This is a genomic window from Rhizobium sp. Root1334 (genome assembly GCF_001426665.1).
Lineage (GTDB): Bacteria > Pseudomonadota > Alphaproteobacteria > Rhizobiales > Rhizobiaceae > Pararhizobium.
The window spans coordinates 57,871-81,514 of record NZ_LMEY01000028.1; the positions used below are offsets into that span (position 1 = coordinate 57,871).

The following is a 23,644-nucleotide window of genomic DNA, read 5'->3' on the forward strand; positions in this document are numbered from 1 at the left end:
ACTTATTCTCGGGTCAATCATTCCAAAAACGAATGTTCGGCCCTGCTCATTTTGCGGCGCCGTAAAGGTCATGATCCAGCGTGACCTCGCTTTGCAGCCATGCGCGAAAATCCCGGACATTCGCGGGTTCGGGCTGATCCGTGCGTGTCACCAGCCAATAGGATTCGTGGCCTTCGATCTCGACATCAAGTACCGGTACCAACTGGCCGCTTTGCAGCTGGCTGGCGACCATGAAGCGATCGACCACGGCGATACCAAGCCCGTTGCAGGCGGCTTCGATCACCAGGTCGAGAAGGTCGAACTCCATCCCGCCCCGCACATCGGTGCCGCTAAGGCCGGCGGCGTCCAGCCAATGCTGCCAGGTGAGGTAGCGCTGATCGGCTGCGGCCAGAACATGCAGGAATGTGAAGGCGGAAAGATCGATAGGAGCGCTTCGGCTGACCGCCTCCAGCAGGCCGGGCGCGCAGACAGCAATATGCCGCTCTGTCATCAGGATGCGGGATTGCAGCATCGCCCATTCGCCGTCACCGAAGCGGATGGCGCAATCGAGCAGGCTGCGCTCGGCAAGCGTGTCCTTGAGATCGGTGCTGAGGCTGATCTCGATCTCCGGCAGGGCCTGGCGCAGGCGCGACAGCCGTGGCATCAGCCAGCGTTTGGCAAAGGTCGGCGGCACGTTGATGCGCAGCCTGTTGCGGTTGTTCTTCTCCATGATCGAGCGCACCGTCTGCTCGACATTGTGAAAGGCCAGCTGAAGAGTTGCGAGCAGTTCGGCACCGGCACGCGTCAGCTCCAGATCATGGTGATGGCGGATCAACAGATTCTCGCCCAGCTGTTTTTCGAGATTGCGCACCTGCCGGCTGACCGCACTTTGCGTCAGGTTCAGCACTTCGGCCGCACGCGTGAAACTGCGCGTCTGGCCGACGACCTCGAAAACCTTCATCGCCGAAAGCGCAGGTAATTTCCGCATTCCATCGCTTCCATAAATTCAGGTTGGCCTGTATCAGCCAATATGTAGCGCGTTATCTATGTTTCAGGCTTCCGGGTCGGGTCAAGCTGCCGATGCTCCCGGTGGTGTTTTTGATATCTTGAACCTGGCTGCAGGGCCTTGTTGCGTCATCTGCGACAGCCATCACCTTCCGCAGCGGTCTTGTTGTGCTACGATCCACCAAGCCTTCGTTGGATAAACGGCGAGGGGTTACAGTTTGGCAAACCTGGACGGGTACTCGAACGACATGATCTGGCGGCATCTTCCACTCAGGAACCTGACGGTCGCATTGTTCGTCTGGCTTGGTCTGACCGTACTGTTTGCCGGCGTCTCTATGCGGATAGAGTATCAACGAGCGTCGGAAGAACTCGCCGCGACAGGGCAGACGATCCACCGTCTGATCTCGCAACGGGCGGCGCAGCACGATGCGCACCTGACCAGCCTCGTGGCACTGATCAAGGCCGCTCCCGAGTTGCCCGAAACAGCGATCGGCGAGGTCTTTCAGAGCATTGTCCAGTTTTACCCGCGCATCACCGCAATCGACCTCGTCAGGCTTCCAGTGGACGGGGTTTCCACTGCGGCCACATTGATATCGTGGCCCGGTCCGCTGAAAACCGACCTATCCCCCATAGCAAGCGCCATTGCCGGACAAAAACAGGGTGAAGTACGGACCTATCTCAACACCGCCTATCCAGGCAGATACCTTCTGGGAAAGCGCGCGACAGCGGGCAATCCGGGTCTGGCGATCGTTGTCCAGATCGATCCTGTCCTGCTGATCGAGGGCGATGAGCGACCGGCCTGGGCGCATGTGCGCGTCAGCCTTGATGGCGAAACGGTGCTGGATCGTGAGGCCAATGGACCCAGCGTGACCGACAGCATTCTGACGCAACCGCATTTCAGCAAGATTGTGGACAGTCAGAGCCAGCCGTTCATGGTGGACGCCACGCGCCCTCTCGCCCTCTCGGACATTTTGAGCGGGACCAGGATCGGTGGCTTCGCGCTCGCCTGCTTGGCTGTGCTGTTGTTGCTGCTGTTCACTTGGCAGCTGAAGGCCAATGCCCGCAAATTGCAGCAAACCGCGGAAGAAGCGGAGCGGCGGGCGCATCTGCACGAGCATGAAACGAGACTGGCCCACGCGCTGCGGGTCAACGCGCTGGGCGAGCTGGCATCAGGTATTGCTCATGAGCTGACACAGCCGCTGACCGCCCTCTTGAGCCAGAGCCAGGCCGCCCTGCGCCTTGCCGCGAGCGAACACCCCGATCCTGCCTTGCTCCCCGAAGCGCTAAGCGCCAATGTGCGCGAAGCCAAGCGCGCCGGAGCGATGCTGAAAAGGATGCGTGACTATATCAGCAAGCGCGAGCAGAAACTGGTTCTTGCCGATCTCAACCAGATCGTTGTCGATATCGCCGAGCTCGTGCGGGCCGATCTCGAAAAGCGCCAGATCACCCTCATTCTCGATCTTGCGACGCCGTCACCGCAAGCAGTGGTCGATCCCATCGAGATGGAGCAGGTGCTGCATAATCTCGTCCGCAATGCTGCCGACGCGCTGGAACATGGGGACATGCCTGATAGGAGCATCCGCATCGAGACGATCCTATTGGAGAGCGGCGCGATCATTCAGGTCAGCGACACCGGTCCCGGTATCGAAGCGGACACGCTGCCGCGTCTTTTCGAACCGTTCTACACGACAAAAACCGATGGAATGGGGCTTGGGCTCGCGCTATGCGCGTCATTGGTAGAGCGGATCGGCGGACACATCGACGGCCGCAACCAGACGTCCGGCGGCGCCATCTTTACCGTTACGCTGCCCGCCGTGGAGCAACACCTGAAGGCCGCACAATGAAACCGTTTCAGATCTACCTGATCGACGACGACGAACCGGTCCGCGAGGCGATAAAACTGCTGCTGCGGACCTATGGCATGACGGTCGAAACTTTCGCCGATCCGGCCACATTCCTGGCGCATGTCGATCCGAAACGCCCAGGCTGCATCCTCGCCGACCTGCGTATGCCGCTGATCAGCGGCCTGCAGATGCACGAGCGGCTGCTAGAACGCGGCATTGGCTGGCCCACGATCATGATAACCGGCCATGGTGACGTGAACGCCTGCCGCCGCGCCTTCAAGGCAGGCATCCTCGACTTCCTGACCAAGCCGGTCGACGAGCAGGTTCTGCTGGACGCCATACAATCCGCGTTCCAGACGCTGGAGCGCGTCTTGGAAAAAGAGGAATCCAGAGAACTTCTCCGCAGCCTAACGGACCGCGAACGCGAGGTCCTGGATATGGTTTGCCGCGGCTGGGCCACGAAGGAAATCGCCGTTGCGCTTAACGTTTCGGCACGAACCATCGATGCACACCGGGCCAATATCGCCGACAAGCTGGGTACCAGTTCCGTGGCCGACTTCGTGCAGCTGACGTCCGCCAACGCCGAACTCCCCATAGGTAGGAATACCTAGTCGCATTGGTTCCGTTGCGGATTCAGCATCCGCACCTGCTCAGATATCCCGGTCGTCAGAAAGCAAGGCGCTTTCCCGCATCGCGTACACGATAGGAGACAGATGAGATGAACCGTATACTGCTTGCCGGCACGATTGCACTTGCCCTGACATCCGCAGCCTCTGCCGAAGTTCTCAAAGAAAACAACATGCCGCTGGATATCGCGGTAGAACTGGCACAGGGCGCCGTCTCCGCATGCGCCGCCGATGGTTACAACGTATCGGCCGCCGTCGTGGACCGGGCAGGCGTGGTTCGCGCCCTGCTGCGTGCCGACAATGCCGGACCGCATACGGTCAGTGCCGCCAGCCAGAAGGCCTTCACGTCCGTATCGGCTCGCATTCCGACCAGCGTCATGGTTGAAAACATCCAGAAGAACCAGGGTGCGGCCCAGCTCGTCGCCATTGACGGCTTTCTCGTTCTGGCCGGTGGCGTACCCGTCAAGATCGGCAAGGAGACCATCGGCGCGATCGGCGTCGGTGGCGCACCGGGCGGCCATCTCGATGAAGCCTGCGCCAACGCCGCCATTGCCAAGGTGCAGGATCAGCTCAAGTAAGAAGCAGTGCGTTCTTTAAACGAAAGTCCCCGCGGCGTCCGCTGCGGGGGAAGCGGCCGCTTATTGCCGATATCGTTTAAAAACGCGATGGATTGGCCGCTCATCCACCCCTCTCGGTCTTTTGAGCGGATTAGATTGCCATTCACCCCCGCACCTCAGTGCAGGGTATACCGCCCTTATGCGATAAAGCGGCGTCTGTGGCTTCAGGTTATCCAATCTCCTCAGGTTTATGCGGCTGCAGGCAAGTTGCCGGCAGCAGCTATTGTCGCTGGTGGCGACGCGAGGCGGGCCGCATGCCGACACATTTTCATGGCACCTCTTCCAACAGGGGCAGCACCATGCCATGACAAGTGCATGAAGCTCGCTGCGATCATCCATCGGCTGCTCTTGCTGTCTGCCCTGCTCGGGATCTTTTTTGGTCCCGTCAGCATAGGCGCGGCCGGCAGCACCATGGCGGCTTCAGTTTCAACGCATATGACAGCGATGCCGGAAGACATGTCCTGCTGTCCCGGCGAGGCGTCGGGCTGTGATGGCGTGGCTTGTCCAATGGCCCTGCTTTGCGCCACGGCCTTTGTTGGCCATGCAGCGGGTGACACGCCCGTGAACCTTACCTGGACCACCCATCGATTTTTGAGTGTGCCGTCCCCGGTTCTTGCATCGTCACTGGTCGATCCGCCGTCTCGGCCTCCCAGGGTCTGATCTCGCATCATCGAGTACATCAGTGCGAATGCAATGGTTGCATCCGTACGCGCATCCTGTGGAACAAGATAGCAGATTTGGTTCATGCGACGTATCGTCATGACGAGAAACCGCAGCGGCGCATCCTCTCCGATCCCGCCGCGCAAGACCTCGTCAAAGGACGGCGCTTGGCTCGATCGACGGCATCCACCACAGGAAGAAAGCACTCAAAACACCAGAAATATAGTCCTTGAAGGAATGACGACATGAACATCGATAGAAGACGGTTTATCTGCGCGGGCATCGCCATCGCAGCCACATTTGCAGGCATGGGGCATGCCTCTGCCGCAGCGCAGACGATGACTGTTTATAAGGACCCGAACTGCGGTTGCTGCCATCTCTGGGCAGAGGCGATGAAGGCAGAAGGGTTTGACATCAAGATCGAGGATCGCGACGACCTGACACCGATCAAGGCCCGTTTCGGGATCCCCGCCGATCTGCAGGGATGCCACACCGCCGTCGTGGCGGGCTATTTCCTCGAGGGCCATGTGCCGCTGGAGGCAGTCCGTAAGCTGCTTGACGAAGAGCCCGCCATCGCCGGCCTGGCAGTGCCCGGCATGCCATCCGGCTCGCTTGGCATGGGCGATGATCCGAATGCGGCGTATGATGTCTTTGCCGTGGCAAAGACGGCTGGTGAAAAGCCGGCCCTTTTCATGACGATGGGGCCGAAGGGCTAATCGGTACTTTCGTGGACGCGTTTACTGCTGCCCTGCCGGCAGCAGTAAACCTGCCCGGTCAGATCAGATAGGAACAACCACGAACCAACGCATGGCTCAACGCAAGACCGGCCGCAGTGCGCGTTGCGTTTCTTTCAGCAAGGGCAGGTAGCGCACTATCATCTCGGCGGCAGGCACGTGAGCCGCAGGAGCACCAATATTGATCGCGGCAACCACCCGGCCGCGATCATTCTCGATCGGAACCGCGATGGAGCAAAGCCCCAACTCCAGTTCCTGATCGATAACCGCGCAGCCCCCGGCACGGACGCGGCGGAGTTCGTCCATCAATAGATCTGGATCCGTCTTCGTCAGCGGCGTATTCGCCTTGAGTTCGGAGCGATCCAGGATGCCGCGCGCCTCCGTTTCCGGCAGGGCTGCCAACAGAACCCGTCCCATCGAAGCGCAATAGGCCGGCAGGCGCGAACCCGGCGACAGATTGATCGACATCACACGCTTCTGCGAGGCACGGGCAATGTAGACCACTTCAGTCCCGTCGAGAACCGAGGCCGATGCGCTTTGGCCGGATTTTTCCGAGAGCTGGTCGAGATAGGGCTGGATCATCAGCGGCAGCGGTGTTGCCGACAGATAGGCATGGCCGAGCCGCAGCACCTTCGGCGTCAGCGCGAAGAACTTTCCGTCATAGTCGGCATAACCGAGATCGGCGAGCGTCAGCAGGCAGCGGCGCACCGTAGCCCGATCGAGCTCTGTCAGCTTTGCCGCCTCGGCGATTGTGAGTTTCGGCCGCGCCTCTCCGAAGGCCTCTATGACTTTCAGCCCGCGCGCAAAGCCGCTGACAAAATCCGATTCCCGCATGTCAAAGCTCCCATCATTGGCCCACAATGTGCGATATACGAACAAATGTCAAATAACGCACAAAATATTTGACGACGCACGGATTCGAGCGCTTATTTGCGCCAACCCAGACTTGGATACACATCAGGAGGAGAATGCCTTGGCGCGATTGATCTCGCTGGCGGAAGCCATTTCCGAAAACGTGCATGACGGCGATACCGTTGCCATGGAGGGGTTCACCCACCTGATTCCTTATGCCGCCGGTCATGAGGTGATCCGGCAGGGCAAGAAGGACCTTTTCCTGATCCGCATGACGCCGGACATTCTCTATGACCAGCTGATCGGTGCGGGTGCGGCCCGCGGCATGAAATTCTCCTGGGGCGGCAATCCCGGCGTCGGCTCGCTGCACCGTTTCCGCGATGCTGTCGAAAACCAGTGGCCACGGCCGCTGGAGATCGAGGAACATTCCCATGCCGCCATGGCCAATGCCTATGAGGCAGGCGCTGCAAACCTGCCGTTTGCAATGTTGCGCGGCTATATCGGCGCCGATCTCACCAAGGTGAACCCGAACATCAAGCAAGTCACATGCCCCTTCACCAGGGAAGTGCTGGCGGCCGTGCCAGCCATCCGCCCGGACGTGACGATCATTCATGCTCTGCGGGCAGACCGGAAGGGCAACGTGCTCCTTGAAGGCATCGTCGGCGTGCAGAAGGAAGCCGTGCTCGGCGCCAAGCGCTCCATCGTCACGGTGGAGGAGATCGTTGACGAGTTGAACCCGCCATCGCCCAACTCCGTCGTCCTGCCGTCCTGGGCGGTGACTGCGGTTGTCGAGGTGCCCGGCGGCGCCTTCCCATCCTATGCGCAAGGCTACTATGCGCGCTCCAACGCCTTCTACATCGCCTGGGACGAGATTGCCCGAGATCGCGATACGTTCCAGGCGTGGATCGAGGAAAACATCATGAAGGCCGGGCCGGGAGACTTTGCCAAACATGCGAAGAAGGCTGCGTGAGGAGATAAACGATGAGCGATTTCACCCCCACCGAAATGATGACCATTGCCGCCTCGCGCGCGCTCACCAATGACGATGTCTGTTTCGTCGGCATCGGCGCGCCGTCGGCCGCCTGCAATGTTGCCCGCCTGACGCATGCGCCGGATATCACGCTGATCTACGAAAGCGGCACGGTCGGCACCAAGCCGGATGTTCTGCCGCTGTCGATCGGGGACGGAGAACTGTGCGACACAGCGCTTTTCACGGTCTCGGTGCCGGAAATGTTCCGCTACTGGCTGCAGGGCGGCCGCATCACCACCGGCTTTCTCGGCGGCGCCCAGATCGACAGGTTTGCCAATCTCAATACCACCGTGGTCGGCCCCTATGAGCATCCGAAAGTGCGGCTGCCTGGCGGTGGCGGAGCTCCGGAGATCGCCAGCAATTGCGGCCAGATCTTCATCACCATGGCGCTCTCCAAGCGCGGCTTCGTCGACAAGCTCAATTTCATCACCTCGATGGGCCATGGCGAAGGCGGCAATCATCGCGAACGGCTGGGGATGAAGACCAAAGGACCGACCCGCGTCATCACTGATCTCTGCATTCTCGAGCCGGACCCTGTCACCAAGGAGCTCACCGTCGTCTCGATCCACCAGGGCGTGACCCGCGAACAGATCGTCGAGAATTGCGGCTGGCCGATTAAGTTTGCCGAAACGGTGATCGACACGCCGGTTCCCACTGAAACCGAGCTTCAGACCCTGCGCGACATCAATGCGCGCACCAAGAAAGCCCATCAGGGCAACAAGGAAGCCGCGTAATGACCGAAGCCTATATTTGCGACTATATCCGCACCCCGATCGGCCGTTTCGGCGGCTCTCTTTCCTCCGTCCGGGCCGATGATCTCGGAGCGATCCCGCTCAAGGCGCTGATGCAGCGCAATGCCGGTGTTGACTGGCAGGCGGTCGATGACGTCATTTTCGGCTGTGCCAACCAGGCAGGCGAGGACAATCGCAACGTCGCGCGCATGTCGCTGCTGCTCGCGGGCTTGCCGCTGGAGGTCTCCGGCACGACGATCAACCGGCTCTGCGGCTCCGGCATGGATGCCGTCATTGCCGCCGCCCGTGCCGTCCGTTCCGGCGAGGCGAACCTGATGATTGCCGGCGGGGTGGAGAGCATGTCGCGAGCACCCTTCGTTATGCCGAAAGCGGAAAGCGCCTTTTCACGCGCCGCCGAAATACACGACACCACGATCGGCTGGCGCTTCGTTAACCCACTGATGAAGAAACAGTACGGCGTCGATTCCATGCCCGAAACAGGTGAGAATGTCGCTGAGGATTACAAGGTCACTCGCGAGGATCAGGACGCCTTTGCCGTCCGCTCGCAGGACAAGGCCGCCGCCGCTCAGCAAAACGGACGCCTCAGCCAGGAGATCACATCCGTGACCATTCCGCAGCGCAAGGGCGACCCGATCGTCGTCGACAGGGACGAGCACCCGCGCGCAACGACCATCGAAACGCTTGCCAAGCTTGGCACTCCATTCAAGAAGGAAGGCGGCACCGTTACCGCCGGCAATGCCTCCGGCGTCAACGATGGTGCCGCTGCCCTGATCATTGCCTCCGAAGCCGCCGTGAAGAAACACGGACTGACACCGATCGCCCGGATCATGGGCGGTGCCGCCGCAGGCGTGCCGCCGCGCGTTATGGGCATCGGCCCGGTGCCCGCCTCGAGAAAGCTGATGGCCCGGCTTGGCATGACGCAGGACCAGTTCGACGTGATCGAGCTCAATGAAGCCTTTGCCAGCCAGGGTCTTGCCGTTCTTCGCGAGCTGGGTATTGCCGACGACGATCCACGCGTCAACCGCAACGGCGGTGCCATCGCGCTTGGCCACCCGCTCGGCATGTCCGGCGCCCGTATCACCGGCACTGCTGCCCTCGAACTCAAGCTGACCGGCCGCCGCTATTCGCTATCGACCATGTGCATTGGGGTCGGACAGGGTATCGCGATCGGGCTTGAACGCGCCTGAGTGGGAGATCGGCGGCAAGCCTGCTTGCCGCCGATGGTCCAATAACTTCGGTTAAGGTCGCCTCAGTACGGCAACCCCACATAATTCTCAGCCAGCACCGTCGCCGCCGCACGCGAATGGGTCAGATAATCCAGTTCGGCCTCTTGAATCTTCTGGTCGAAGGCACCGGTATCCGGAAAACGATGCATCATCGTCGTCATCCACCAGGAAAAGCGCACGGCTTTCCACACACGGGAAAGAGCGCGGACGGAATAGGCGTCGATGCCGGCCAGCGAGCGCTCCTGATAAAACTCCAACAAACCAGCATAGAGATAATGGACATCGCTCGCCGCCAGATTAAGCCCCTTGGCGCCCGTTGGCGGAACGATATGCGCGGCATCACCAACAAGGAAGAGATTGCCGAACCGCATCGGCTCGGCCACGAACGAGCGCAGCGGCGCGATGGACTTTTCGAACGATGAGCCGGTGATCAGGGCTTCGGCATGATGTGCGGGCAGGCGGCGGCGCAGTTCGTCCCAGAAGCGATCATCGCTCCAGTCCCCGACTTTTTCGTCCAGCGCACATTGCAGGTAGTAGCGGCTGCGGCTTTCCGAGCGCATAGAGCAGAGCGCAAAACCACGCGGATGGTTGGCGTAGATCAGTTCGTGATTGACCGGCGGCACATCGGCAAGCAATCCGAGCCAGCCGAACGGATAGACCTTTTCGAGTGTGGTAATCGATTTGTCCGGGACGGCCTTGCGGCTGACACCGTGAAATCCATCGCATCCGGCAATGAAATCACAATCGATGCGGTGGGTTATCCCTGCCTTCTCATAGGTGACGTAGGGCGACCTGCCCTCGAAATCATGCGGACAGACATTGAAAGCATCATAGACCGTCACTGCTCCGATCGCCTCGCGATGCTGCATCAAGTCACGCGTCAGCTCGGTCTGGCCATAGACCATGACGCCTTTACCGCCGGTCAGATCCGCCAGGTCGATCCGGTGATCCCGCTCGTCGAAGGCAAGCGAAAAGCCGCCATGCGGCAAGCCTTCGGCATGCATCCTTCCACCGGCTTCGGCCTCATCCATCAGCTCCACCGTACCTTGCTCAAGCACCCCCGCACGCACCCGGTTAAGAATATAGTCCTTGCCAACACGATCCAGAATGATCGCCTCGATGCCGGCTTTGGCCAGCAATTGTCCGAGCAGCAATCCGGATGGACCCGAACCGATGATAACGACCTGCGTGCGCATTTTTTTCCTCCCGAACAATGCAGGTGGATTTTGACACCGGCACACCGCCGCCACCATGGACATCAAGCTCAATAAATTGCACAAATCGAACATTCCAGCAGGTGCGATACCAACATGCGCGCAACCCCGACCTACGATCTCTACGGCGAAAAGCGCGGCGATTCCTCCGGATTCTGGCTGCATTGCGAAACGATCCCATCGCGCAGCAGCCTGCATCATTGGGAGATCGGCCAGCATCGTCATGAGCAGTTCTTTCAGATCCTGTACATCGAGACAGGATCCGGCGATGCGATCTTTGATGACGTGGCACATGCGATTATCGCGCCCGCCGTCATCACCGTGCCGCCCCTTTCCCGTCATGGCTTCCGGTTTTCGAAGGATATTGACGGTTATGTTTTCACGGTGCTGACGTCGCATCTGAAAACCATGCCGGCGGATCACAGCCGGTTTGGCACGTGGCTGGGCCTTCCGCGGCTGACGGCATTGCAGCAGGAACATGCCGACAGCCACTACATCGCCGATACGCTGCATCGTCTCGCTGCAGAAGCCGCCGCCCGACGCACAGGACCGGCGGATCTGTGCGAGGCATACCTCACGTCCGCGCTCCGGTTGACAGCGCACCTGTCCGCCGAAGGGGAGGGTGACGAAGACGGGGGAGCGACGCAAAACGAGCGGCGGCTAAACCGGTTGACTGGGTTGATCCACGAGCATTTTCGCTCCCACAAGCCAGCATCGTACTATGCCGATGCGCTCGGCATTTCCCCAACGCACCTCAACCGTATCGTCAAACAGCTCACCGGTGGCAGTACCCAGACACTGATCAACGGCAAACTGATCGACGAAGCGCAGCGCGAACTGCTGTTTACGCAGATCCCGGTGCAGGAAATCGGTTTCCGGCTCGGTTTTACCGATCCTGCCTATTTCTCCCGTTTCTTCCTGACTCAAACGGGCCTCTCGCCGCGCCAATGGCGGCGCAGGCAGGGTAGGGAGGGTTGATATCCTGGCTTCCAACGCTCCTCTGCGGTAAGCGCGCAGCCGCCGATCTTTGCTTGCCTGACCTCGGCGTGGGGCGGCTCGCATATCAGAATCATATAATCAATACAGAATGCATGGACTGCCGGGAGTTTGCCGGATAGGAATTCGGGCGCAAGCGCAACACGCTTCCGTTTAAAATTGCAGCAGAATGTTCGGAGACCCCATGAGCAAGGCCCCATCGACGCTTGAGACCGTGAGCACGCCTGCCGTCTTGATCGATATGGACATAGCGCGGCGCAATATCGATCGTTTCCAGGCTTATGCCGACGCGCATGGATTGAAGGTTCGCCCGCATATCAAGACGCACAAACTGCCGGCGGTCGCCGAGATGCAGCTGAGGGCAGGGGCCATCGGCGTCACCTGCCAGAAGGTGTCCGAAGCCGAGGCGATGATTGCTGCCAGCCCCGAAATCCGTGACGTCCTGATCACCTACAATATCCTCGGCGCCGAGAAGCTGAGCCATCTCGCCGCTCTCGCGCGGAAAGTGACGCTGAGTGTGGTCGCCGACAACGAGACGGTCATTGATGGCCTCTCGGACGCTTTCGCGTCTGAGCCGGCGCCGTTGCGGGTGCTGGTGGAATGCAATACCGGGGCTGACCGCTGCGGCGTGCCGACCCCGGAGGCCGCGGCAACCCTTGCGCAACGGATCGCCAAGGCACCGGGTCTTGCGTTCGGCGGCCTGATGACCTATCCGCCAGCCAATGGCGCTGCTGCGGTCGAATCCTTCATGACCCGGGCCAAGGCCTTCATCGAAGCAGCCGGCATCAAGGTTCCTGTGATTACATCGGGCGGTACACCATCGATGATGGAAGCGGCCAAAGCGCCGGTCACAACCGAGTACCGGCCCGGAACCTATGTCTATAACGACCGCTCGCTGGTTTCCCGCGGTGTGTGCACGTGGGACGATTGTGCGCTCACCGTGCTTGCGACCGTCGTTTCAGTCCCTGCCGCCAATCGCGCCATCATCGACGCTGGCTCCAAGGCATTGACCTCCGACCTTCTCGGCCTTTCCGGTTACGGCCATGTGCTCGACCGCGACGACATAACCATCGACCAGCTCTCGGAAGAGCATGGCCGCCTCGTCAGCGAAGGCCCGATCAACCTGAAGGTTGGCGACCGGCTACGCGTCGTGCCGAACCATGCCTGCGTCGTGACCAATCTGGTCGATGCAGTCAACATCATCGACCAAGGCGAGATTTCAGCCATCTGGCCGGTGGTCGCGCGCGGCAGGATCGTTTGAAGCCCATCCCGATTTTCCCGAACAAAACGTTATTCTGGTGAATTGAAGACGGCCTCGATCGGATGCCCGTCCGGATCGATGACGAAGGCTGCATAATAGTTTGGCCCATAGGCCGGGCGAAAGCAGGGGCCGCCATTGTCGCGGCCACCCTTTTCGAGCGCCGCCGCATGAGAATCCGCGACCGCTTGCCGGTTTGCAGCCGCGAAGGCGAGATGAAAGCCCGACCCTGGCGGTCTTTGTCCTTTCGGCCGCAATTTGATGGCGAATTTATCGCCGCCGCCGAGAATACCGTAGCCAACGGCCTGATCGATAGCGCCGGGCTCGATGTCCTCCCAGACGCGAACATAGCCGAGCGGCGCAAGAGCCGCATCGTAGAACGACGCCGAACGTTCGATGTTCGACACCCCGAACGAAATATGGTGAAGCATGCTCATTGGCGGTCCCAAGCCATCATCAACATGAATCGAACACGCGTGACCGATTCAAAACTCTCATTGGACGCATGATGCTGTTCGGGCGATTCTTGCATCATGAGCAAGCAACCGTATCACCTTCGCGTTCAAAGGATCGATCCTTCAAAAAACATGGCGCGGTTCTACGCCATGTCGATCGAACCGACCCTGTTCGGCGACACGTCCCTGATCCGCAACTGGGGCCGCATCGGAACGCATGGCCAATGGCGGGTCGATCTGTTCGCGCACGAGACCCAGGCCGTGGATCACTTTCTCGCCCTCCTGCGGAAGAAGCGGCGAAAGGGCTATACGCTCATGAGAAACCGGGATGGGCAGCGGCACGCATAAGCGCTACGGCAGGCAGGAAGCTCCCGCTGAAACCGCGGCAAGTCACTCGATCACTGTCCGCTGTGCCTCGATACGGGCGGCTTTCCATGACGACCAGATGAAGGTAGCGATGAAGATTATGGTCATCAGGAGCACGATGGTGGGCGCCGGTGCGCTGTCGATGAAAAACGAGAGGTAGACGCCGGAGAAGGAGGCAACGGTCGCGACGAATACGGCGACAACAAGCATCCTTCCCATCGTGCGGGTGATCAGGAAGGCAATGGCGCCGGGGGCAATCAGCATGGCGATGGCGAGGATCAACCCGACGGCCTTCAAGGCACCGACAATCGTCAGCGACAAAAGAGCAAGCAGCCCATAGTGCAGCCAGTTGACGCGCAGGCCGACGGCTTTTGCCTGGGCAGGATCGAAGGCATGCAGCAGGAAATCCCGCCATTTGACTGCAAGGATACCGGTTGTCACCAGCGCAATCAGGCCGGTTTGGAGGATATCGGGCCAGCCGATGCCGAGCATGTCGCCAAAGAGGATATGGTCCAGATGCACATCACTCTGGATCTTGACGTAAAGCACCAGGCCAAGGCCGAACATGCCTGAGAAAACCACACCCATCACCGTATCCTGCTTGATGCGGCTGTTTTCCTTCAGGTAGCCGGTCAGAAGCGCGCAGGACATGCCGGCGGCAAAGGCGCCGACGGCAAAAGGCAGGCCGACAATGTAGGAAATCACAACGCCCGGAAAGACAGCGTGCGAGATGGCATCGCCCATCAGCGACCAGCCTTTCAGCACGAGAAAGCAGGAGAGCATCGCAGTCGGAATCGCCACCAGCACCGAGATCAGCAGGGCGTTGCGCATGAACGCAAATTCGAACACCGCCAGGAGCATGTCGAGCGAGATCATCGGACCACCTCCAACGCTTGCGCTGTGCGCCTGCGGGCGGCAAGCAGCCCGTGTTTCGGGGCAAAGACAAAGGCCATGAGAAAGATCAGCGTTTGCAGCACGATGATGATGCCGCCGGTGGCGCCGTCGAGGAAATAGCTGAAATAGGCGCCGAAGAAACTCGTCAGAGACCCGATCGCCACGCTGATCAGGATCAGCCGGGGAAAGCGATCGGTCAGCAGATAGGCCGTGGCGCCGGGTGTCACCACCATGGCAATGACAAGAAAAGCGCCGACAGTTTGAAGGGCCGCTACCGTGCAGGCGGACAACAGGGTGAAAAACAGGACTTTGAGAAAGGTCGTGCGGATACCGATCGAACGTGCGTGACTCTCGTCGAAGAAGGTTACCATCAGGTCCTTCCATTTTGCCGTCAGGATGATCAGCGAGATCACGCCGATAAGGGCAAGCTGCAGGGTGTCGGCCGGGGTGATGGCGAGAATGTTGCCGAGCACGATCGTCTGGATATTCACCGATGTCGGCGACAGAGAGACCATGAACAGGCCGAGGCCGAAGAACGCGGTGAAGATCAGCCCGATGATGGTGTCTTCCTTCAGCCGGGTTCGCTGGTTGAGGAACAGCATCGCGCCGGCCGCAAGTCCGCCGGAAAAGAAGGCGCCGAGCGAGAATGGCAGACCGAGCATATAGGCGCCAGCCACGCCAGGGACGATCGCATGCGAGAGCGCATCGCCGATCAGCGACCAGCCCTTCAGCATCAGATAGGACGAAAGGAAGGCGCAGACGGCGCCGACCAGCGCGCTCACCCACATGGCGTTCAACATATAGTTATAGGTGAACGGTTCCAGCAGCGTTGTGATCATCGGCCGTCTGCCTCCGGATCGGTCTCCGGCTTGGCCGGTTGCGATACCATCCGGTCCTTGGCGCCGTACATGACCAGCGGACGCTCGTCGTCGGTGATGACGGACACTTGCCGCGGATCGGCATCGTCATGCAGGCTCTCGCCCCCGAGCACGAAATGGCGCAGCACACCGCCGAAGGCGAGTTCGAGGTTTTCGCGGGTAAAGGTTGTTTCGGTCGGTCCATAGGCAAGCACGGTGTTCTTGAGAAGAACCGTGCGATCACAAAACTCCGGCACGCTGCCGAGATTGTGGGTGGAGACCAGCATGACCCGGCCTTCGTCGCGCAAGCCCATCAACAGGCGGATGATCGCGTCCTCGGTCTTGACGTCGACGCCGGTGAAGGGTTCGTCGAGCAAGATGACCCGACCGTCCTGCGCCAGTGCGCGGGCCAGGAAGACGCGTTTCTTCTGGCCGCCGGAAAGCTCGCCGATCTGGCGCTTGCGGAAATCGCTCATGCCAACGCGGGCAAGGGCGGCTTCGACCGCATCGTGATCGGCCTTCTTGGGGATGCGCAGCATATTCATGTGACCGTAGCGGCCCATCATCACCACGTCTTCGACAAGAACCGGGAAATTCCAGTCGACTTCCTCGGCCTGCGGCACATAGGCAACGAGGTTCCTCTTCAGCGCTTCCGGCACGGAAAGCCCAAGCACCGAAATGTCGCCACGGGCCAGCCGGGCAAAGCCCATGATCGCCTTGAACAAGGTCGACTTGCCGCTACCATTGACGCCAACAAGCGCGGTGATGGTCCCTGTCGGGATGTCGAAGGAGGCGTCCAGCAAGGCCCGATGGCCGTTGCGATAGGTTACGGTTGCGCCAGAGACGCGTATGCCGCTGCCCGGCTGCCCGGCCGCCGGCCCCTGACCGGGGCGGGCTTTAACCTGAAGGTTCATTGCGAAAGACCCTTGGCGATGGTTTCGGACGTGACGCGCAGAAGGTCGATATAGGTGGGAACCGGACCGTCCGCCTCGCTCAAGGAATCAACATAGAGCACGCCGCCGTATTTTGCGCCTGTTTCGCGTGCCACCTGCTGTGCCGGGTCGGGTGAAATCGTGCTTTCGGAGAAGACGACCGGGATATTGTTGGCACGCACCGCATCAATCACCTTGCGAACCTGCTGCGGCGTGCCCTGCTGGTCGGCGTTGATCGGCCAGAGATAGAGTTCCTTCAAGCCGAAGTCCCGAGTCAGGTAGCTGAAGGCACCTTCGCTCGACACCAGCCAGCGCTTGCCTTCGGGGATTTTGCCAATCTCGGCGCGGATAGGCGAAATCGCCGCCTCGATCTTCTGCTTATAGGCCTCGGCATTGGCCTTGTAGGTATCCGCGTTAGCTGGGTCGTATTGGACGAAAGCATCGCGGATATTGTCGACATAGATCAACGCGGACGACGGCGACATCCAGGCATGCGGGTTGGGCTTGCCGCTGTAGGGGCCTTCTGCAATGCCCATCGGCTCCACGCCCTCGGATACGACAACCCCGGGAACATTGTCGAAGTTCTGGAAGAATTTTTCAAACCAGAGTTCGAGATTAAGGCCGTTCCACAGGATGAGGTTGGCGTCATGCGCCTTCAGGATGTCACGTGGAGTCGGCTGGTAATTATGAATTTCGGCGCCGGGCTTGGTGATCGATTCGACAGTTGCTGCATCACCGGCAACGTTCCTGGCCATATCGGCAATCACAGTAAAAGTCGTAACGGCCTTGAATTTCTCCTGCGCCGATGCGGCTCCCGGAGCGAGCGCCATGGCCGCCAAAGCCGCCGCCACCGCCAAAATCACGCGTTTCGTCTGATCGATCATCCCATACTCCCATGATTGTCATCGACAGAACTATGTGAATGGTCTGCACAAGTCAATGCAAATGAGAAGCATTCGCAACTAGCTATTTTCAAACTTGCCTCGCTTGGCTAGTGTGCGCTCATGAAACAGAACAAGAATCGCGTTGCGGAATTGGAGGGCGTCCTCAGGGACGGTGGTGTACGCGTGACACGTCAGCGCGCGGCAATCCTGAAGATTCTCGCCACGGCCGAAGACCATCCTGATGCAAGCGAATTGCACCGCCGGGCAAAGGAAATCGACGCCACGGTCTCGCTCTCGACTGTTTATCGAACACTCTCGGCGCTGGAACAACAAGGCGTCGTGCATCGCCACGCCTTTGAAAGCGCCACCGCCCGATTTGAAACCGCCGACGCGCCGCACCACGATCATCTGATCGATATCGATACCGGCGCGGTCATCGAGTTCCGCTCTGACAAGATCGAGCAGTTGCAAGCCGAGATCGCCGCCGAACTCGGCTACGACCTCGTCCGCCACCGGCTGGAACTTTACTGCCGCAAACGCAAGACTTGACGGGCATCAGGCAGGGCACACCGAAACGTCCGGACATCATGCCATTGGTATTATTCGCAAGTCGCATTTGAAAATGGAATCTGCCGTCCGGCAGTTCACGATCGCGAAACGTGTTGCGCCTGATCTCGCGGTAAATCGTCGAGCGATGACGGCCAAGCTGACGCGCCATCTCCCTGACCGGAACCTTTGCCGCCACGAGATGATAAAGACGCCGACGATCGGCAAGGGTGATCTGCGTATAGCATCGAGACATGCCAAAATCTCCAAAGTGAAGCCATTGAAATTACTGGCATGTCGCACTTGGAAATAGAATGTACCCCGCTACAAAAGAAGATCGCGTAATCTATCTTATGGAACCAAAGTAACGTAGGATGATCACCGGACAATCAGCCCGCAAACCCCGTCAGAAAAGACGTCAGATTGGCGCTGAGTTCGTCGCAGAGATAACCACCTTCCTGGACGATGACGGTCGGCAAGCCAAGATTGCTGATGGCTTGGGCAATGCGGGCAAAGCCTGGCGTCGAGACGGAAAGCCCACCGAACGGATCACCTTCGAACGCGTCAAGGCCGAGGGCAACAACCAGCGCATCCGGCGCATAAGCTTCGATGCGGCGGTTGGCAGCGTCCAGGGCTTCCAGAAATCCGGCGTCGGCGGTCTTGCGTGGCAGCGGCAGATTGTAGTTGTAGCCCAGACCCAGGCCCTCGCCGCGCTCGTCGGCATTGCCCCAGAAGAACGGATAGAACCGCACCGGATCGGCGTGCAGCGACACCGTCAGGACGTCGCTGCGGCCGTAGAAGATTCCTTGCGTGCCGTTACCGTGATGCAGATCCACGTCAAGGATGGCGACACGTTTCGACGACGTCAGCAAATGCTGCGCGGCAATGGCGGAATTGTTGAGGAAGCAAAACCCGCCAGCGACGTCGGCAAAGGCGTGATGGCCCGGCGGGCGGCAGAGTGCGTAGGTATGGCGTGCACCGGCCAGAACCGCTTCGGCCGCTTCTACCGCACTCCAGGCACTCCAGCAGGCGCTGCCCCATGTGTCGGCGGAGATCGGGCAAGCCGTGTCGGCCATATGGTAGCCGGCCTGGCCGACAGCCGAGGCCGGATAGCGTCCGGTCCGCGCCAACGGATGAATATTCGGGATCACCTCCTCCGAGGCGCCCTCGATCCGCTGCCAGCGGAGAAAAATGTTCTGCAGGAATTCGAGATATTCCGGCGTGTGGACAGCAGCGATCGGTTTCAAGCCATGATCACGCGGCCTAATGATCTCGGATCCGGCGGCTTTTGCGCCCTCCAGCAGGCGTGCGATCCGCTCCGGCTTTTCCGGATTGGGCTGCGGCGCACCGCTGGAGAGGAACATTTTCGGATCGTGCTTTGCCTGCTCTTGCGCATAGAAGGTCTTCATACCCATTCCTCAAACCCCGCTTTCGTGCTGTCCCGCTAGTGCTTCGAACGTCTCGCCATAGGCCGCATGAATCCGTTCTTGCTCGGACCAGGCAAGTCCCATTCGCTCGTAGAAATGCTGCGCCGAAACATTCTTCGCATCCACCGACAGCCGCAGATAGGTGCCTCCCCCCGCGTGGACATGCGCTGCGGTGTGGCGCAGAAGCGCCACACCGATGCCAGCGCCCCGAAAGCGCTCTTCGACGACGATGTCCTGAATATAAGCGCCCTTTTGTCCACGCCAGGTCGAGAAGCTTTGGAAGAACAGACACATGCCGGCAAATTCGCGGTCAATTTCGGCAAGCAGCACCATAAACGCGGGCTGCGGGCCAAAACCATGCTTGCGAAGGTCTTCCGGCGTTGCCGTGACTTTGCCTTCAGCATCGAGATGCCGGGCAATGCTCAGCAAACCGGTATGGATGAGATGCACGTCTTCAGCCGTTGCGACACGGATTTCGACGCCCTGGTTCGAGACATCCGCCATCAGAAGGCCACCCGATCGCCGCCCTTGAGCGCCAGCATGGTACGTGCCTCCTCCGGCGTCGCAACCTCCAGCGACAGGGCTTCAAGGATGGTGCGGATGCGGCTCACCTGCTCTGCATTGGACTTGGCAAGCTCCCCCCGTCCAAGATAGAGGCTGTCTTCCAGCCCGACGCGAACATTGCCGCCCATCGCAGCTCCCATGGTGATCAATGGCATCTGCTGGCGGCCCGCCGCCAGCACCGAGAAACGATAGTCGGCGCCGAACAGCTTGTCGGCAATGCGCTTCATATGGCTGAGATTATCGGGATCGGCACCGATGCCGCCGAGAATGCCGAGCACGAACTGAATGAACAGCGGGCCCTTTACCAGCCCGCGATCATAGAAATGCTTCAGCGAATAGAGATGGCCGACGTCGTAACATTCGAATTCGAAACGCGTGCCACACCCCTCACCCAGCCGCTTCAGAATGTCTTCGATATCGGCAAACGTGTTCTTGAAGATCGTGCCGCGCGTCGCCTCCAGAAGCTGCGGTTCCCAGTCGTGCTGCCATTCCATGCCGGGCTTGGCGAGCGGGAAAATGCCGAAATTCATTGAGCCCATATTGAGCGAGCACATTTCCGGCTGCGCCTGCAGCGATGCCGCCAGCCGCTCGTCCAGCGTCATCAGCGAACTGCCGCCGGTCGAGATATTGATGACGGCATCGGTTGCCTGCTTGATGCGTGGCAGGAATTGCATGAACACAGAGGGATCAGCGGTCGGCCGTCCATCGGCCGGGTTGCGGGCATGCAGGTGCAGGATCGATGCGCCGGCCTCCGCCGCAGCGATCGCCTGTTCGGCGATCTGGTCCGGCGTTACCGGCAGATACGGACTCATCGACGGCGTATGGACGGAGCCGGTAACGGCGCAGGTGATAATGACTTTGTTCTTCATGATCCCGTTCTCAGCCGTTGACCGGCAGATCAAGTTCACGTGCCAGCTGTTCGAAGCTATCGCCCAGGATCGAGACCATTTCGCCGATTTCCGCCGCTGTAATCACCAGCGGCGGGGCAAGGATCAGGTTGTCAGCCTCATAACCATCACCGCGAATCCGGCGGGAGTACAGGATCAGCCCCTTGTCGTAAGCGATATCGAGCAGCCGCTGGTTGGTCGCCTGCGCTTTCGGGAAGGATTTGAAGGTCACCGGATCGGCGACGAGATCTGCACCGATCAGGAGCCCCCTGCCGCGGACTCCGGCGATGAAGGGGAAGCGCTTCGACAGGTTTTCCAGCTCGGACTTCAAGAGATCGCCCATTGCGGCAGCATTGGCCTCGACGCCGAGCCGCTCCATCTCTTCGAGGACTGCGAGGCCCGCAGCACAGGCGAGCGGATTGCCGGCATAGGTATAACCGTGCTGGAAGCCACCCATGTCGAGCACCGGCTTTACCAGCTTTGCCGAGGCAGCCATGGCGCCGAGCGCCGCATAGCCGGAGCCAATGCCCTTCGACAGCGTGATGATATCCGGCTTGCAATTCCAGTGATCGCCGCCGAGATATTTGCCGGTGCGCGCAGCACCGCTCATGACTTCGTCGTGGATCAGCAGGATACCGTATTTGTCGCAGATCTCGCGGATGCGCGCAAAATAGCTGTCGGGTGCAACCAGGGCCGCTGTTGCCGCGCCGCCGATCGGCTCCATGATGAAGGCAACGATGCTTTCCGGCCCTTCGGACAGGATTTTTTCTTCCAGCATATCGGCATAGCGCAAACCACGCTGTTCCATCGTCAGGTTGTCGCGATCGCGATAAGCTGTCGGTGCCGGGATGGCCGGCATTGGCTGAATCTGCGGCGCAAAGGTTTCCGTCAGTGCCAGGTCGCCGGTAACGCCAAGCGCACCCATCGTGCCGCCGTGATAGGACGGAAACCGGCAGATGACCTTCCAGCGCTTCGGCTGATTGGTGGCAACAGCCCATTGCCGTGCCAGCTTGATCGCCGATTCCACCGCTTCCGACCCACCGGAAACGAAGAAGATCCGATCCAGATCCCCGGGCATTTTTCCGGCAAGACGCCGGGCCAGCTCTTCGGCCGGTTGGTTTTCGAAATGCAGCCGATAGGCGAAACTTGTCTTCTCCATCTGCCGCTTCATGGCTTCAATGACATGGCGGTTACCGTGGCCGATATTGCTGACCATCGGCCCGCTGGAGCCGTCGATGAAGCGGCGGCCGTCCTCGGTCCAGAAATAAATGCCTTCGGCGCGGTCGACCAGCGGCCGGCGCAGGCGCGTGACATAGAAGAGATGGGATGCGGGCCGCTCGTTGGCTTGGATGTTCATGATGCTCTGCTCTGGCTGAATTTATCGATTGAGATAGCGGTTAAGCACATTGGCGGTGACGCGCTCCACCATGGCGTCCTTCCGCAGCAGGCCCGCCACCCATTCGCAGGTTCCGGCGTGGAAAACCTCGCCCTTCCCCCGCTTGAAATTGATGATCATCCCGTTGCTGTAGCGGACTTTTTCCATGTTCTCGTCGGAGGCTTCGCCATAGAGGGTTTCGGCGATGAAGCGGCCATCCTCGTCGCCGAAGAACAGGTCTTCGCGCGTCAGGATATCGCTCTCTTCGACCTGGCTTGCCATACCGAGCGCGAGGATTTCCAGTCCTTCCGGCGCGCCGCTGTCGGCTGTTGGATAAGGCAGTCCATGACGGATTTCATAGGCGAGACCATCGACTTCGTAGCCGTAGATATGGCTGTCGGCTCCCAGAAGGTCACCATAGAACAGGCCGGTTCCGGCAAAAGCCCAGTGACGCGGCCGGTAGATCGGGAAGCCGCGAACGCCGCGCGGCGCACAACCGCCCCAGCCGGAATAGACGCCATTCGTCGCGTTGAGCCCGAAGGTCAGCGCGCCGGGACGGCCAATTTCGGGCGCTTCCCAGGAATTGGTGGCACGGGTGACGTCGCCGTTTTGGTAGATCGGGTCTTCCTTGCGGGCCACATATTTGTAGCAGACCTGCCGCTGCCCCTCATCTTCCAGCCGCGTCTGCCACATGAAATTGCCGGCAAAGCGCGCCACATGCCCGCCCTGATCGACATAGGCGTCGACGGCGTCGCGCATTTCCCAGGTCCAGTATTCGTCATGGCCAACGAAGACGACGCAGTCGTAGTCGTTCAGTATATCCGGATCGTTGTGCAATTCGTGCTGGCTGGCGAGATCGACATCGTATCCCACCCGCTCGGCCCAACGGAAAAACTGACTGTCGTAACTGGCCCAGCCGGACGAGGTGTATTTCTTCGAATAGCCGTTGGCAAAAGCCCATTCCATATGCGGATAACGCGGAATGGTGCCCGGCGGCAGGCTTACTTCCAGCGGCACACGGGGCGCATCCGGCGGCAGTACCACGAAGCCACGGCAAAGCGGCCGCTCGATACTGACAGTGGTGGCATACTTGTCGCGGTTCGGGCCAGTGATGCCCTGATAATGGTTCGATCCACCCCAGGTATTATAGGCTGTCCAGGTGCCGGTGGCGGCAACCTGCAGGATCCGGCCTGGCTTTGGACCGGGTTTTGGCAGGACAATGATCATGTGGTGACACTGGATCGGCTTGCCGTCGCGTCCCTCGGCCGTCAGCGTGATGCGGTAGGCGCCAGATGGCCAGCTGTCGTGAACCTGGAAAGCAAAGGTCGGTTCCCAGCCGCAGCCGAGCACGGAGACCTGATCAGGCGTTTCCTGCCAGGCCGTGGCGATATCATCGGTGCCATAAACGCTTGTCTCGACCGCCCCGTCGCGGACGATCTCCAGCCGGCAGGAGGACGCTGTCGAGCTGATGTGCAGATCCACCATCTCACCGGGCGCATAAGCGTAAGCGCGCGTATAGCACCAGATCTCGCCACGCTCGCCGTCCATGCCCGGATATTCGTAATAGTGACCGCGCACCGCCTGATGCCGTTGCTCGGCGGTCAATCCGAAATCGGGGAAAATTTGGGTAGTATCGGTCACGTCACGCCTCGCTGGGTCTCCGG

25 protein-coding genes and 1 pseudogene are annotated in these 23,644 nt (G+C 60.1%); 12 read left to right on the forward strand and 14 right to left on the reverse strand.

Annotated elements, in window-relative coordinates; translation table 11 throughout:
- Positions 1 to 46 precede the first annotated feature (46 nt).
- On the reverse strand, positions 47 to 967 hold the full coding sequence (locus tag ASD36_RS23740) for a LysR substrate-binding domain-containing protein (protein WP_060503472.1): 921 nt from the start codon (positions 965 to 967) through the stop codon (positions 47 to 49).
- 235 nt (positions 968 to 1,202) lie between these two features.
- Between ASD36_RS23740 and ASD36_RS23745 the strand changes: the two genes are divergently transcribed.
- The 5 genes from ASD36_RS23745 (at position 1,203) to ASD36_RS23765 (ending at position 5,447) form a co-directional block, all read left to right on the forward strand.
- Complete coding sequence (locus tag ASD36_RS23745; RefSeq protein ID WP_156393912.1) at positions 1,203 to 2,828, forward strand: ATP-binding protein; 1,626 nt, start codon at positions 1,203 to 1,205, stop codon at positions 2,826 to 2,828.
- Positions 2,825 to 3,439 (forward strand): response regulator, encoded by a 615-nt coding sequence (locus tag ASD36_RS23750; protein ID WP_060503474.1) that lies wholly within the window; start codon positions 2,825 to 2,827, stop codon positions 3,437 to 3,439. Before ASD36_RS23745 ends, ASD36_RS23750 begins: the two co-directional genes overlap by 4 nt.
- A 107-nt stretch (positions 3,440 to 3,546) precedes the next feature.
- Positions 3,547 to 4,032 carry a heme-binding protein gene (locus tag ASD36_RS23755; protein ID WP_060503475.1) on the forward strand — a complete coding sequence of 162 codons (486 nt, stop codon included), beginning with the start codon at positions 3,547 to 3,549 and terminating at the stop codon, positions 4,030 to 4,032.
- 354 nt (positions 4,033 to 4,386) lie between these two features.
- Complete coding sequence (locus ASD36_RS30800; RefSeq protein WP_156393913.1) at positions 4,387 to 4,731, forward strand: hypothetical protein; 345 nt, start codon at positions 4,387 to 4,389, stop codon at positions 4,729 to 4,731.
- Between the two features lie 251 nt (positions 4,732 to 4,982).
- Positions 4,983 to 5,447 carry a DUF411 domain-containing protein gene (locus ASD36_RS23765; RefSeq protein ID WP_060503497.1) on the forward strand — a complete coding sequence of 155 codons (465 nt, stop codon included), beginning with the start codon at positions 4,983 to 4,985 and terminating at the stop codon, positions 5,445 to 5,447.
- Positions 5,448 to 5,543: 96 nt separating this feature from the next.
- Here the strand turns inward: ASD36_RS23765 and ASD36_RS23770 are convergent, their stop codons facing one another.
- Positions 5,544 to 6,299, reverse strand: coding sequence for an IclR family transcriptional regulator (locus tag ASD36_RS23770; RefSeq protein WP_060503477.1), 756 nt, complete (start codon positions 6,297 to 6,299; stop codon positions 5,544 to 5,546).
- A 139-nt stretch (positions 6,300 to 6,438) separates the two neighbouring features.
- On the opposite strand from ASD36_RS23770, the gene ASD36_RS23775 reads away from it, so the two are divergent.
- From ASD36_RS23775 to pcaF, 3 genes are read left to right on the forward strand one after another with little or no spacing between them, the layout of a single operon-like run.
- Positions 6,439 to 7,287: a CoA transferase subunit A gene (locus ASD36_RS23775; protein WP_060503478.1), complete on the forward strand. Its 849-nt coding sequence runs from the start codon at positions 6,439 to 6,441 to the stop codon at positions 7,285 to 7,287.
- Positions 7,288 to 7,298: 11 nt separating this feature from the next.
- Positions 7,299 to 8,081, forward strand: coding sequence for a CoA-transferase subunit beta (locus ASD36_RS23780; protein WP_060503479.1), 783 nt, complete (start codon positions 7,299 to 7,301; stop codon positions 8,079 to 8,081).
- The gene (gene pcaF / locus ASD36_RS23785; RefSeq protein WP_060503480.1) at positions 8,081 to 9,286 is read left to right on the forward strand and encodes a 3-oxoadipyl-CoA thiolase; all 1,206 of its coding nucleotides are present in this window, start codon (positions 8,081 to 8,083) and stop codon (positions 9,284 to 9,286) included. Before ASD36_RS23780 ends, pcaF begins: the two co-directional genes overlap by 1 nt.
- 62 nt (positions 9,287 to 9,348) lie before the next feature.
- On the opposite strand, the gene pobA is transcribed toward pcaF, so the two are convergent.
- Positions 9,349 to 10,521, reverse strand: coding sequence for a 4-hydroxybenzoate 3-monooxygenase (gene pobA / locus ASD36_RS23790; protein WP_060503481.1), 1,173 nt, complete (start codon positions 10,519 to 10,521; stop codon positions 9,349 to 9,351).
- A 114-nt stretch (positions 10,522 to 10,635) separates the two neighbouring features.
- Here pobA and ASD36_RS23795 point away from each other — a divergent pair, with 114 nt between their 5' ends.
- Together ASD36_RS23795 and ASD36_RS23800 are read left to right on the forward strand one after the other, a co-directional pair.
- Positions 10,636 to 11,517 carry a helix-turn-helix domain-containing protein gene (locus tag ASD36_RS23795; RefSeq protein WP_060503482.1) on the forward strand — a complete coding sequence of 294 codons (882 nt, stop codon included), beginning with the start codon at positions 10,636 to 10,638 and terminating at the stop codon, positions 11,515 to 11,517.
- A gap of 202 nt (positions 11,518 to 11,719) precedes the next feature.
- On the forward strand, positions 11,720 to 12,796 hold the full coding sequence (locus ASD36_RS23800; protein WP_060503483.1) for a D-TA family PLP-dependent enzyme: 1,077 nt from the start codon (positions 11,720 to 11,722) through the stop codon (positions 12,794 to 12,796).
- A gap of 29 nt (positions 12,797 to 12,825) precedes the next feature.
- Here the strand turns inward: ASD36_RS23800 and ASD36_RS23805 are convergent, their stop codons facing one another.
- Positions 12,826 to 13,224: a VOC family protein gene (locus tag ASD36_RS23805; RefSeq protein WP_060503498.1), complete on the reverse strand. Its 399-nt coding sequence runs from the start codon at positions 13,222 to 13,224 to the stop codon at positions 12,826 to 12,828.
- Between the two features lie 102 nt (positions 13,225 to 13,326).
- Here ASD36_RS23805 and ASD36_RS23810 point away from each other — a divergent pair, with 102 nt between their 5' ends.
- Positions 13,327 to 13,596 carry a WGR domain-containing protein gene (locus ASD36_RS23810; protein WP_060503484.1) on the forward strand — a complete coding sequence of 90 codons (270 nt, stop codon included), beginning with the start codon at positions 13,327 to 13,329 and terminating at the stop codon, positions 13,594 to 13,596.
- 42 nt (positions 13,597 to 13,638) lie between these two features.
- Here ASD36_RS23810 and ASD36_RS23815 read toward each other — a convergent pair whose 3' ends face one another.
- The 4 genes from ASD36_RS23815 to ASD36_RS23830 are packed head-to-tail and all read right to left on the reverse strand — an operon-like array spanning position 13,639 to position 17,181.
- The gene (locus ASD36_RS23815) at positions 13,639 to 14,490 is read right to left on the reverse strand and encodes a metal ABC transporter permease (RefSeq protein WP_060503485.1); all 852 of its coding nucleotides are present in this window, start codon (positions 14,488 to 14,490) and stop codon (positions 13,639 to 13,641) included.
- A complete protein-coding gene (locus ASD36_RS23820) occupies positions 14,487 to 15,347 on the reverse strand; it encodes a metal ABC transporter permease (RefSeq protein ID WP_060503486.1) in 861 nt (286 codons plus the stop codon). Before ASD36_RS23820 ends, ASD36_RS23815 begins: the two co-directional genes overlap by 4 nt.
- Positions 15,344 to 16,279: a manganese/iron ABC transporter ATP-binding protein gene (locus ASD36_RS23825; protein WP_060503487.1), complete on the reverse strand. Its 936-nt coding sequence runs from the start codon at positions 16,277 to 16,279 to the stop codon at positions 15,344 to 15,346. Before ASD36_RS23825 ends, ASD36_RS23820 begins: the two co-directional genes overlap by 4 nt.
- A complete protein-coding gene (locus ASD36_RS23830) occupies positions 16,276 to 17,181 on the reverse strand; it encodes a metal ABC transporter substrate-binding protein (protein WP_060503488.1) in 906 nt (301 codons plus the stop codon). Before ASD36_RS23830 ends, ASD36_RS23825 begins: the two co-directional genes overlap by 4 nt.
- Before the next feature lie 120 nt (positions 17,182 to 17,301).
- Here ASD36_RS23830 and ASD36_RS23835 point away from each other — a divergent pair, with 120 nt between their 5' ends.
- Entirely contained in the window at positions 17,302 to 17,730 is a 429-nt protein-coding gene (locus ASD36_RS23835; RefSeq protein ID WP_060503489.1) for a Fur family transcriptional regulator, read from the forward strand.
- Between the two features lie 85 nt (positions 17,731 to 17,815).
- On the opposite strand, the pseudogene ASD36_RS30365 reads toward ASD36_RS23835, so the two are convergent.
- From ASD36_RS30365 to ASD36_RS23860, 6 genes and pseudogenes are all read right to left on the reverse strand, one after another.
- Positions 17,816 to 17,983, reverse strand: a pseudogene (locus ASD36_RS30365) (helix-turn-helix domain-containing protein); the annotation flags it as partial.
- Between the two features lie 133 nt (positions 17,984 to 18,116).
- Positions 18,117 to 19,136: a histone deacetylase family protein gene (locus ASD36_RS23840; protein ID WP_060502244.1), complete on the reverse strand. Its 1,020-nt coding sequence runs from the start codon at positions 19,134 to 19,136 to the stop codon at positions 18,117 to 18,119.
- 9 nt (positions 19,137 to 19,145) lie between these two features.
- The gene (locus ASD36_RS23845; protein ID WP_112834656.1) at positions 19,146 to 19,658 is read right to left on the reverse strand and encodes an N-acetyltransferase; all 513 of its coding nucleotides are present in this window, start codon (positions 19,656 to 19,658) and stop codon (positions 19,146 to 19,148) included.
- On the reverse strand, positions 19,658 to 20,590 hold the full coding sequence (locus ASD36_RS23850) for a 3-keto-5-aminohexanoate cleavage protein (RefSeq protein WP_112834662.1): 933 nt from the start codon (positions 20,588 to 20,590) through the stop codon (positions 19,658 to 19,660). Before ASD36_RS23850 ends, ASD36_RS23845 begins: the two co-directional genes overlap by 1 nt.
- 7 nt (positions 20,591 to 20,597) lie before the next feature.
- Positions 20,598 to 21,962 (reverse strand): aspartate aminotransferase family protein, encoded by a 1,365-nt coding sequence (locus ASD36_RS23855; protein WP_060502246.1) that lies wholly within the window; start codon positions 21,960 to 21,962, stop codon positions 20,598 to 20,600.
- A gap of 21 nt (positions 21,963 to 21,983) precedes the next feature.
- Positions 21,984 to 23,621: a N,N-dimethylformamidase beta subunit family domain-containing protein gene (locus tag ASD36_RS23860; protein ID WP_060502247.1), complete on the reverse strand. Its 1,638-nt coding sequence runs from the start codon at positions 23,619 to 23,621 to the stop codon at positions 21,984 to 21,986.
- Between the last annotated feature and the right edge of the window lie 23 nt (positions 23,622 to 23,644).